This window comes from Mycobacterium sp. IS-1264 (assembly GCF_001954195.1).
In the GTDB taxonomy this organism is placed as follows: domain Bacteria; phylum Actinomycetota; class Actinomycetes; order Mycobacteriales; family Mycobacteriaceae; genus Mycobacterium.
Window position 1 is genome coordinate 29,997 of sequence record NZ_MBES01000094.1, and the last position, 10,969, is coordinate 40,965.

The window sequence follows — 10,969 nt, forward strand, 5'->3', positions numbered from 1 at the left end:
GCCTATCCCCCTATCAATCGAGCGCGGGCCGCGGGCGCCTCCCGGTCGGCGACGGCGCGCTGGTACGCGTCGATGTTGCGGCGGGTCTCGGCGAGCGAATCGCCCCCGAACTTCTGCAGCGCCGCGCGGGCGAGCACCAGCGCGACCATGGTCTCGACGACGACGCCGGCGGCCGGCACCGCGCACACGTCCGAGCGCTGGTGGATCGCGACGGCCTCGTCGCCGGTCGCCATGTCGACGGTGGCCAGCGCCCGCGGCACGGTGGAGATCGGCTTCATCGCGGCGCGCACCCGCAACGGCTGGCCGTTCGTCATGCCGCCCTCGATCCCGCCGGCCCGGTTGGTCGAGCGGACGACGCCGTCGGGACCCGGGTACATCTCGTCGTGGGCGCGGCTACCGCGGCGGCGGGCCGTTTCGAAACCGTCGCCGATCTCGACGCCCTTGATCGCCTGGATGCCCATGACGGCGGCCGCGAGCTGGCTGTCGAGCTTGTTGTCGCCGCTGGTGAACGACCCCAGCCCGACCGGTAGCCCCAGCGCCACGACTTCCACCACGCCGCCGAGGGTGTCGCCGTCCTTCTTGGCCGCCTCGATCTCGGCGATCATGGCCTGCTCGGCGGCCTTGTCGAAGGCGCGGACCGGGCTGGCATCGATCGCGGCCAGGTCTTGTGGCCCCGGCGGCGGCCCGTCGTAGGGCGCCGACGGCCCGATCGCGATGACGTGCGAGAGCACCTCGACACCCAGGGCCTGACGCAGGAACGCCCGGGCGACCGTCCCCGCCGCGACGCGGGCGGCGGTCTCGCGGGCGCTGGCCCGCTCCAGCACCGGCCGGGCGTCGTCGAAGCCGTACTTGAGCATGCCGGCGTAGTCGGCGTGGCCGGGCCGCGGCCGGGTGAGCGGTTCGTTGCGGGCGCTGTTTTCCAGTTCCGCGGGGTCGACGGGGTCGGTGGCCATCACGGTTTCCCACTTCGGCCACTCGGTGTTGCCGATCTCGATGGCGATGGGGCCGCCCAGGGTCACGCCGTGGCGTATCCCGGACAGGATGGTCACGTCGTCGCGCTCGAACTTCATTCGCGCGCCGCGGCCGTAGCCCAGCCGGCGGCGGGCCAGCTGGTCGCCGATTTCGGTGGACGTCACTTCGACGCCGGCGACCATGCCTTCCACCACGGCCACCAGCGCGCGGCCATGCGATTCTCCGGCGGTGATCCAGCGCAACACCCGTCTATCTTCCCATGGGCTCAACCCAGAAAAGCCAACCCGGCCGCGCCGGCGGTGGCCACGCACATCGACGGACCGTGCGGCACGGAACACCTGCCACGCGCCACTCCCCACAGCGCGGTGAGCAGCGGCGCGCCGAGCGCCGCGACAAACCACACCCCCGCGCCGAAGCATCCGGTCAACCCGCCGACACCCATCGCCAGCTTGACGTCGCCGGCCCCCATTCCCGCCGGGGCCACCAGGTGCATCAGCAGATACAGCCCGGCCAGCGCCGCCGCCCCGGCCAGCGCGGGCAGCCCGCGCCCGGCGATGGCGGCGGCCAGCAGGATCGCACCGGCCCCGGGCAGGGTCAGCAGGTTCGGCAACCGGCGCTCGCGAACGTCGTAGCAGGTCAACGCCACCAGCCAGGCCAGTACCAGGGCGGCCGTCGCGATCCGCATGCGCGGTAGGCTAGTCCAGCGCCTCCGCGGCGCAAGTCATCGCCTCGCGCGGCGCCGGCAGCCCGGTGAACTGTTCGACCTGCGCGAACGCCTGATGCAGCAGCATCTGCAACCCGCTGATCACCCGGCCGCCGGCGGCGGCCAGCCCCGCGGCCAGCGGTGTGGGCCAGGGGTCGTAGACGGCGTCCAGCAGCACCGGGATCGGCGCGAACGTGTCGGCGTACCGCGCGGCCACGTCGGCGGGGATCGTGCTGACCAGCACCTCCGCCGCGGCCACCTCGTCGGCCAGCGAACCGCCGTCCAGCCCGCAGAACCGCGTCGCCACGCCGACCCTGCCGCCGAGCTCCACCAGCCGCGCCGCCTTCGCCGGATCGCGGGCTATGACGGTGATGCCGGGCACGCCGAGTTCGGCCAGCGCCACGACGGCGGCCGGCGCGGTGCCGCCCGATCCACAGACCAGAGCCCATCCCGAGGCCGAGCCGACCGCGCCGCTCACCCCGTCGATGTCGGTGTTGTCCGCCCGCCAGCCCCGCGGCGTGCGGACCAGGGTGTTGGCCGAGCCGACCAGGGCCGCGCGGTCGGTGTGCTCATCGGCGAACCGCAACGCGGCGAACTTGCCCGGCATCGTCACCGAGACGCCCACCCACTCGGGCCCCAACCCGCCGACCACTCCCGGCAGCTCCTCGGCGCCGCACTCGATGCGCTCATAGGTCCACCCGTCGAGACCCAGCGCGCGGTACGCCGCCAAGTGCAGTTGCGGGGACTTCGAATGCGCGACCGGGGAGCCGAGGACGGCCGCCTTCCTCGCGCTACCGGGGCGTGCTGTCGAGGACACCGTTGTGCTTAGCCAGCTCGATATTGGCCAGGTGCTGCTTGTAATCCCTGGTGAACAAGGTGGTCCCCTGGGCGTCGATGGTGACGAAGTACAGCCAGTCCCCCGGCTCGGGATGTTCGGCGGCGCGCAGCGCTTCGATGCCGGGCGAGCAGATCGCGGTCGCGGGCAGGCCCTGGGACACGTAGGTGTTCCACGGCGTCTTCTGGGCCCGGTCGGCGTCGCTGGTGGCCACCTCGCGGCGGTCCAGCGGATAGTTCACCGTCGAGTCGAATTCCAGCGTGTGGTGTGCGTTCAGCCGGTTGTAGATGACCTGGGCCACCTTCGGGAAGTCCTGCGAGTTGGCCTCCTGCTGCACCAGCGACGCCACCACCAGGATGTCGTAGGGCGACAGGTGCATGGCCTGGGCGGTGTCCACCAACCCCGACTTCGTGTACTCCACCGCCCCGGCGCTGATCAGTTCCCCCAGGATGTTCTCGGCCGACGCCGAGGGATCGATGTTGAACGTGCCGGGCGCGATGAGGCCCTCGAGCCGGCGATGGTCGTTGCCCAGCTCGGTGACCGGCTCGACCGCCCAGGCCGGCACCGACAACACGCCGGGAGGGCTGTTGGTCGCCGCCGCGCGCAGGGCGTCGACCGACACGCAGCGCTTGGTGCCGTCGAGATCCACACACGTGGCGCGCGAGATCAGCGTCAGGATTCCCGGCGTCACCACGTTGGTCTTCATGTCGGTGGTGTCGTCGAGCTGGCGTCCTTCTGGGATCACCAGCTTTCCGACCCGGCTGGTCGGGTCGGCCAGCCGGGCGACGGCGTTGGCAGCCGGGATCTCCGTGCGCATCCGGTAGAAGCCGGGCTGGATGGAGGTGATCTTGGAGTTGCCGTGCGCGGCATTGACGAACGCCCGGACGGTGGCCACCACGCCCTGGTTGTGCAGCGTCTCGCCGACCGCGGTGGTGGAGTCGCCGTCCTGGATCTGGATCACGATGTCGTGCTTGCCGCTACCGGTGTAGTCGTCACCGCCTCCGAACACCGCGTGCCAGAGCCGCGAGCCGAGGAACACGGCCGCCACCACGACGACGACGAGGACCCCTGCGGCGATCCGGCCGGCGTAGCGCCGCCGCTTGCGCCCGCGCTCGGCCCGGTTGCGGGACACCCGGCTCGCCCTGCGCCGCGGCGGCCCGACCGCTTCGGGCTCGGCGCGCTCGCGCCGCACGCTGTCAACCATCGGTGGCGTCCCCCGAGTCGGCGCCGGCCATCGTCGCCCGGCGCTGATCGAGCCAGCCCTGCAGGATCGACACGGCCGCGGCCTGGTCGATCACTGACCGCTGCTCCCTGGCCCGCATACCCGCCGCGCGCAGCGATCGCTGCGCGCTGACCGTGGTGAGGCGCTCGTCGGCCAACAGCACCGGTATCGGGGCGATCCGCCGTGCCAGCTCGTCGGCCAGGTCGATGGCGTCTTGCGCCGACGGCCCGATGCGGTCGGCCAGGGTGCGCGGCAGCCCGACGATCACCTCGACGGCCTCCAGCTCGGCGGCCAGCTCGGCCAGCCGGCGCAGGTGCTTGCCGGAGCGCTCGCGGCGCACGGTTTCCACCGGGGTGGCCAGGATGCCGTCGGGGTCGCTGGATGCGACGCCGATGCGCACCTTGCCGACGTCGATGCCGAGGCGCCGTCCCCGCTGCCGTTCAACCACTCAACCGACCCGCGCTATCGCGGCGATCTGGGAGCGCACGGCCTCAATCGCCGCGTCGATGCCGGTCGGATTCTTTCCCGAGCCCTGCGCCAGGTCGGCCTTGCCGCCGCCGCGGCCGTCCACGGCGGTGGCGAGCTGCTTGACCAGGTCGTTGGCGCGAAGCCCCAGGTCTTGGGCGGCGGGATTGGCGGCCACCGCGTACGGCACCGTGTCGCCCTCGCCCTGAGCGATCAACGCGACCACGGCCGGGTCGCTGCCCAGCTTGCCGCGGATGTCGCCGACGAGGGAGCGCAGGTCGGCCGCCGTCATTCCGCCCGACATCCGCTGCGCCACCACACGAACGTTACCGATCCGCTCCGCACCCGCGGCGGCGTTGGTCGCGGCGGCGCGCGCGCCCGCCATCCGTGCGCGCTCGAGTTCCTTCTCCGCGGCCTTGAGCCGCTCCACGAGGTTGGCCACCCGGGCGGGCACCTCTTCGGAGGGCACCTTCAGCGACGACGCCAGCCCGGCCATCAGCGCCCGTTCCTTGGCCAGGTGGCGGAACGAGTCGAGCCCGACGTAGGCCTCCACGCGGCGGACCCCGGAACCGACGGAGGCTTCGCCCAGGATGGTCACCGGGCCGATCTGCGCGGAGTTGTGCACGTGGGTGCCGCCGCACAGCTCCAGCGAAAACGGCCCGCCGATCTCCACGACCCGCACCTCGTCGGGATAGCTCTCGCCGAACAGCGCGATCGCCCCCATCGCCTTGGCCCTGTCGAGCTGCTCGGTGAAGGTGTGCACCTCGAAGTCGGCCTGCACGGCCTGGTTGGTGACCTCTTCGATCTGGGTGCGCTGTTCCTCGGAAAGCGGCCCCTGCCAATTGAAGTCGAAGCGCAGATAGCCCGGGCGGTTCAGCGAGCCGGCCTGAACGGCGTTGGGCCCCAGCACTTGTCGCAGCGCGGCGTGCACCATGTGGGTGCCCGAGTGCCCCTGGGTGGCACCGCGGCGCCACCCCGGGTCCACCGCCGCGACCACGGTGTCGCCCTCGACGAATTCCCCGGATTCGACGTTAACCCGATGCACCCAAAGGGTTTTCGCGATCTTCTGCACGTCGGTGACCGCCGCGCGGGCGGACTCGTTGGCGCCGGTCCCGCTGATGGTGCCCTCGTCGGCGATCTGGCCACCCGATTCGGCGTAGAGCGGGGTGCGGTCCAGCACCAGCTCGACGCGATCCGCCCCGTCGGTGCCGTGCGCTACCACCGGCACCCGCTTGCCGTCGGAAAAGATGCCCAGAATCCTTGCCTCGGAAGTCAACTCGTCGAATCCAGTGAACTCGGTGGGGCCGGCGTCGACCAGCTCGCGGTATGCGCTCAGGTCGGCGTGCGCATGCTTGCGCGCCGCCGCGTCGGCCTTGGCGCGGCGACGCTGCTCGGCCATCAGTTCGCGGAAGCCGCTCTCGTCGACGCTCAGGCCGGCCTCGGCGGCCATCTCCAGGGTGAGCTCGATCGGGAAGCCGTAGGTGTCGTGCAGCGTGAAGGCGTCCGAACCGGACACCACGCCCGCGCCCGCCGCTTTGGTGGCGCCGGCCACCTCGTCGAACAGCTTGGAACCCGAGGCCAGCGTGCGGTTGAACGCGGTCTCCTCGGCGACGGCGATGCGCCTGATCCGGGCGAAATCGGTGACCAGTTCGGGATACGACGGGCCCATCGCGTCGCGCACGGTGGCCATCAGGTCGCCGACGATCGGACCCTCGATGCCCAGCAGCTTGGCCGAGCGGATCACCCGGCGCAGCAGCCGGCGCAGCACGTAGCCGCGCCCGTCGTTGCCGGGACTCACCCCGTCACCGATCAGGATCGCGGCGGTGCGGCTGTGGTCGGCGATGATGCGGTACCGCACATCGTCGTCGTGGTTGCCGACGTCATACCCGCGCGGGGCGCGCGCCGCCACTGTATCTATGACCGGCCGCAGCAGGTCGGTTTCGTAGACGTTGTGCACACCCTGCAGCACGAACGCGACCCGCTCCACGCCCATGCCGGTGTCGATGTTCTTGCGGGGCAACGGCCCCAGGATCTCGAAGTCGGCTTTGCCCGTCCCCTCGCCGCGTTCGCTCTGCATGAACACCAGGTTCCACAGCTCGACGTAGCGGTCCTCGTTGGCGATCGGGCCGCCCTCGACGCCGAACTCCGGCCCGCGGTCGTAGTAGATCTCCGACGACGGCCCGCACGGCCCGGGGATGCCCATCGACCAGTAGTTATCGGCCATGCCGCGGCGCTGGATCCGCTCCTCCGGCAGCCCGGCAATCTCCCGCCACAGCCCAAAGGCCTCGTCGTCGTCGAAATACACTGTGGCCCAAAGCCTTTCGGGGTCCAGCCCGTATCCCCCGTCACCAATCGGGTTGGTGAGCAGCGACCAGGCCAGCTCGATGGCCTCGCGCTTGAAGTAGTCACCGAACGAGAAGTTGCCGGCCATCTGGAAGAAGGTGTTGTGCCGGGTGGTGATGCCCACCTCGTCGATATCCGGAGTGCGGATGCACTTCTGGATGCTGGTGGCCGTGGCGTACGGCGGGGTGCGCTGCCCCAGGAAGAACGGCACGAACTGGACCATGCCGGCGTTGACGAACAGCAGGTTGGGGTCGTCGAGGATCACCGACGCGCTGGGCACCTCGGTGTGACCCGCCTTCACGAAATGATCGAGGAACCTCTTCCTGATCTCGTGTGTCTGCACTTACGTTCGCTTCTTCCCGTGTCGCGTTGAGTTTGCGGTGACTTTTGTATTGACGTCGATTCCCAGCCTATTCGCCCGGATTGAACGGCTGTTGCCTGGTGGCTAGCCCTCCAGAAAGCTCAACCGCACCGACCGCCGCGGATTGTCCCGGTTGAGGTCCACCAGCACGATGCTTTGCCACGTGCCCAGCAGCGGTTCACCGGCGGAGACCGGCACCGTCACCGACGGTGTGACGAGCGCCGGCAGCACGTGGTCGGCGCCGTGGCCTTCGGAGCCGTGCGCGTGGCGGTAGCGGTCGTCGCGCGGCAGCAGCCGTTCGAGCGTGTCGACCAGATCGTCGTCGGAGCCCGCGCCGGTCTCGATGATCGCGACCCCGGCCGTCGCGTGCGGGACGAACACGTTGCACAGGCCGTCGCCACAGCTGAAGCAGAACCTGCGAACCGCGTCGGTGAGATCCACGATGCGGCGACGCGCGGTGTCCACATTCAGCACATCGGTATGCACCCGGTCCAGCCTACGGGCGGGCGCCCGCGAGCGGCCAATCGATTGTGAGTGCTGCCACACCATTGCGGGTGCTCATCGGCAGGAGGAAGGTAGTGCGTGGACCGGTGGCGCCACCGGGGCGCTGCCCCGAGTAAGAGGGGGTGGATCGTGTACGCACGCTCTACCACAATCCAGGCGCAACCCTCGTCCATCGACGCCGGAATTGCGCATGTCCGCGATGAGGTGATGCCCGCGCTGCAAGGCATGCCGGGATGCGTCGGCGTATCCCTGTTGGTCGATCGCCGCTCGGGCCGGTGCATCGCCACCAGCGCCTGGGAGAGTGACGAGGCCTTGCGCGGCAGCGCGGACCACGTGACGCCGATCCGCGATCGGGCCGCGGAAATGTTCGGGGGCACGGCAGATGTCGAGCAGTGGGAGATCGCCGTGCTGCACCGCGATCACCGCGCGCCCGAGGGCGCGGGCGTGCGGGCGACGTGGGTCAAGGTGCCGGCGGACCAAATGGATCAGGGCATCGAGTACTACAAGTCGTCCGTGCTGCCACAGCTCGAGAGCCTCGACGGGTTCTGCAGTGCGAGCCTGATGATCGACCGCGAGTCCGGACGTGGCGTGTCCTCCGCGACGTTCGACAGCGTCGACGCGATGGAGCGAAACCGGGACCGGGCAACCGAACTGAAGAACTCCTCGATGCAAGAGGTCAGCGGCGAGGAACTCGACGAAGGCGAGTTCGAGTTGGCGCTGGCGCACCTGCGGGTGCCCGAGCTGGTCTGATCGAGACACATTGGTAGACCGGCCGAACCGGGCATCGGCCGGTCGCCAGCCTGCGCGCCTCGCGCCCATTGCGACCCCATTGCGACCGGTAACCCGTAGGAGGAAGGTATCTGGTGGGACCGGTGGCGCCACCGGGGCGCCGCCCCGACAGAGTGAGGGGTCGATCGTGTACGCACGCTCTACCACCATCCAGGCGCAACCCTTGTCGGTCGACATCGGAATTGCGCACGTTCGCGATGTCGTCACGCCTGCCCTGCAGGAGATGGACGGGTGCGTCGGAGTGTCGCTGTTGGTGGACCGCCAGTCCGGCACCTGCATCGCCACCAGCGCATGGGAATCCATCGAAACGATGCGCGCCAGCGCCGAGCGGGTAGCGCCCATCCGCGACCGCGCCGCGCTGATGTTCGACGGCAGCGCGCGCGTCGAAGAATGGGACATCGCGCTGGTGCACCGCGACCACGCCTCCCGGGAAGGAGCATGCGTGCGGGCCACCTGGCTCAAGGTGGTGCCGGATCAGCTCACCCGCTCGCTGGACTTCTATCGCACGGCCGTCCTTCCGGAGATGGAGAACCTGGACGGCTTCTGCAGCGCCAGCCTGATGGTCGACCACCCGGCCTCCCGGCGAGCGGTGTCGTGCTCGACGTTCGACAGCCTGGAAGCGATGGCCCGCAACCGTGACCGCGCGACCGAGCTGCGCAGCAGGCGCGTGCGCGAGCTGGGCGCCGAGGTGATCGACGTCGTCGAGTTCGAGCTGGCCATCGCCGGCCTGCGGGTGCCCGAGCTGGCCTAGCTACGGCAGCGAATCCCCGGGGAACCCACGGCAGGCGTGCGCCTCGTAGGTGAACACGCCGGCCGCCACGCCCGGGTCGCCGTCCATGATCGCCGCGGTCTCGTCGATGTTCGCCGCGAAAACCCCGACGCCGCACACGTCGGACCCGTCGGTGACCGGCAGGACCACCGCCAGCACGCCGTCGTCGCGCAGGGCGAAGTTGCGCCGCCCGTGCTCCCAGACGATGCCCGGTGCCGTGTCGTCGCCGAAGTTGGGTCCCCGCTTGAGAATGACGACGCTGTATTCCTTCGCGGTGGGCAGCAGCCGGCCCATCTCCTCGTCGGTGAAGGTCCTCATGGCCTCTTCTTACGGATGATTGCCCGCAGCCGGTCCAGTCGACCGGCCATGTCCCGCTCGCCGCCGCGACCGGTGGGCCGATAGTAGTCGACGTCCACCAATTCGTCGGGCGGATATTGTTGTGCGACAACGCCGTCCGGGTCGTCGTGCGAATATTTGTAGCCCTGCGCGTTGCCCAACCCCGCCGCGCCGGAGTAGTGCCCGTCGCGCAGATGTGCCGGCACCAGGCCGGCCTTGCCCTCCTTGACGTCGCCCATCGCCGCGGCCAGCGCGGTGGTGACCGCGTTGGATTTGGGCGCGGTGGCCAGGTGGATGGTGGCGTGCGCCAGCGTCAGCTGCGCCTCGGGCATGCCGATCAGCGCGACGGTCTGCGCGGCGGCGACCGCGGTCTGCAGCGAGGTCGGGTCGGCCATCCCGATGTCCTCGCTGGCCAGGATCAGCAGCCGGCGCGCGATGAACCGGGGATCCTCCCCGGCCAGCAGCATGCGGGCCAGATAGTGCAGCGCGGCGTCGACGTCGGAGCCGCGCACCGACTTGATGAACGCGCTGATGACGTCGTAGTGCTGATCGCCGTCGCGGTCGTAGCGGACCGCCGCCTTGTCGAGGGACTGCTCGATGGCCTCGACCGTCACCGGCTCCCCCTGCACCGCCTCGGCGGCGACCTCCAGCGCGGTGAGGGCGCGGCGGGCGTCGCCGGCCGCCAACTGCACGAGCAGGTCGACGGCCTCGGGCTGCACCACGACCTGCCCGCCCAGGCCGCGGGGGTCATCGATGGCCCGCCGCACCACCGTGCGGACGTCGTCGGCGCTTAGCGGCCGCAGCTGCAGGATCAGCGAGCGGGACAGCAGCGGTGCCACCACGGAGAACGACGGGTTCTCCGTGGTCGCCGCCACCAGCAGCACCACCCGGTTCTCCACCGCGGAGAGCAGGGCGTCCTGCTGCGTCTTGGAGAATCGGTGCACCTCGTCGATGAACAGCACCGTCTGCTGCCCGGAAAGGAGGGCCCTGCGCGCCTGATCGATGACGGCCCGGACGTCTTTGACGCCCGCCGACAAGGCCGACAGCGCCTCGAACCGGCGACCGGTCGCCTGCGAGATCAGCGCGGCCAGCGTCGTCTTCCCGCTGCCCGGCGGGCCGTACAGGATGGCCGACGCAACGCCCGAACCCTCGACGAGGCGGCGCAGGGGCGATCCGGGCGCCAGCAGGTGGTCCTGACCCACCACCTCGTCCAGCGACGCCGGGCGCATCCGCACCGCCAGCGGCGCGCCGGCGGACACGCCCACGTCGGGATTGGCCGCCTGCGGTGCGCCGGGCAGGTCGAACAGACCGTCGGACACGGCTTTAGGCATACCACGCAGAGCGGACAACCATGCCCGCCGGCGGCGACCGCGACGCACGCTGAGAGCAATCCTCGCCCAACGGCCGCATCTTTGCTAAGTTCCCGGTTGCCAAGTTCAGTGCGCGTGCCCGTAGTGCGAATCCGACAGCTAGGACGGCAATGAGCCAGCCCCCAGAGCACCAAGGCAACCCATCCGACCCGCAGGGCGGGGGCAACCCCCCGGGCTACCCGCCGCCGCCGCCGAACTACGGCACGCCGCCACCGCCGCCTCCGCCGCCGCCCGGCTACGGACCGCCCGGGCCCCCGCCGGGCCCGCCGCCCGGTTACGGACCGCCCGGCACTCCGCCGC

General features: G+C 70.6%; 11 protein-coding genes and 1 pseudogene. 3 read left to right on the forward strand and 9 right to left on the reverse strand.

Annotated features, from left to right (window positions below; translation table 11 throughout):
• Positions 1–2 precede the first annotated feature (2 nt).
• The 7 genes from aroC to A5744_RS23565 all read right to left on the reverse strand — a co-directional run bounded on the left by aroC (position 3) and on the right by A5744_RS23565 (position 7,375).
• Positions 3–1,217: a chorismate synthase gene (gene aroC / locus A5744_RS23535; protein ID WP_076064780.1), complete on the reverse strand. Its 1,215-nt coding sequence runs from the start codon at positions 1,215–1,217 to the stop codon at positions 3–5.
• Positions 1,218–1,237: 20 nt separating this feature from the next.
• A complete protein-coding gene (locus A5744_RS23540; protein WP_076064781.1) occupies positions 1,238–1,657 on the reverse strand; it encodes a prepilin peptidase in 420 nt (139 codons plus the stop codon).
• 10 nt (positions 1,658–1,667) lie between these two features.
• Complete coding sequence (locus A5744_RS23545; RefSeq protein ID WP_076064782.1) at positions 1,668–2,492, reverse strand: shikimate dehydrogenase; 825 nt, start codon at positions 2,490–2,492, stop codon at positions 1,668–1,670.
• Positions 2,467–3,714, reverse strand: coding sequence for an endolytic transglycosylase MltG (locus A5744_RS23550; protein ID WP_076064783.1), 1,248 nt, complete (start codon positions 3,712–3,714; stop codon positions 2,467–2,469). Before A5744_RS23550 ends, A5744_RS23545 begins: the two co-directional genes overlap by 26 nt.
• Positions 3,707–4,180 carry a Holliday junction resolvase RuvX gene (ruvX, locus tag A5744_RS23555; RefSeq protein ID WP_076064784.1) on the reverse strand — a complete coding sequence of 158 codons (474 nt, stop codon included), beginning with the start codon at positions 4,178–4,180 and terminating at the stop codon, positions 3,707–3,709. Before ruvX ends, A5744_RS23550 begins: the two co-directional genes overlap by 8 nt.
• The gene (alaS, locus tag A5744_RS23560; protein ID WP_076064785.1) at positions 4,181–6,883 is read right to left on the reverse strand and encodes an alanine--tRNA ligase; all 2,703 of its coding nucleotides are present in this window, start codon (positions 6,881–6,883) and stop codon (positions 4,181–4,183) included.
• A gap of 102 nt (positions 6,884–6,985) precedes the next feature.
• Positions 6,986–7,375: a secondary thiamine-phosphate synthase enzyme YjbQ gene (locus A5744_RS23565; protein WP_170874575.1), complete on the reverse strand. Its 390-nt coding sequence runs from the start codon at positions 7,373–7,375 to the stop codon at positions 6,986–6,988.
• A 159-nt stretch (positions 7,376–7,534) separates the two neighbouring features.
• On the opposite strand from A5744_RS23565, the gene A5744_RS23570 reads away from it, so the two are divergent.
• Both A5744_RS23570 and A5744_RS23575 read left to right on the forward strand, forming a co-directional pair.
• The gene (locus tag A5744_RS23570; RefSeq protein WP_076064787.1) at positions 7,535–8,155 is read left to right on the forward strand and encodes an antibiotic biosynthesis monooxygenase; all 621 of its coding nucleotides are present in this window, start codon (positions 7,535–7,537) and stop codon (positions 8,153–8,155) included.
• A 166-nt stretch (positions 8,156–8,321) separates the two neighbouring features.
• A complete protein-coding gene (locus tag A5744_RS23575; protein ID WP_076064788.1) occupies positions 8,322–8,945 on the forward strand; it encodes a hypothetical protein in 624 nt (207 codons plus the stop codon).
• Here the strand turns inward: A5744_RS23575 and A5744_RS23580 are convergent, their stop codons facing one another.
• On the reverse strand, positions 8,946–9,281 hold the full coding sequence (locus A5744_RS23580) for a hypothetical protein (RefSeq protein WP_076064789.1): 336 nt from the start codon (positions 9,279–9,281) through the stop codon (positions 8,946–8,948). It lies immediately after the preceding gene.
• Entirely contained in the window at positions 9,278–10,630 is a 1,353-nt protein-coding gene (locus A5744_RS23585; RefSeq protein WP_076064790.1) for a replication-associated recombination protein A, read from the reverse strand. The genes A5744_RS23580 and A5744_RS23585 overlap by 4 nt, the downstream gene beginning before the upstream one ends.
• A gap of 149 nt (positions 10,631–10,779) precedes the next feature.
• Here A5744_RS23585 and A5744_RS23590 point away from each other — a divergent pair.
• Positions 10,780–10,969: pseudogene (locus A5744_RS23590) on the forward strand (hypothetical protein); the annotation flags it as partial.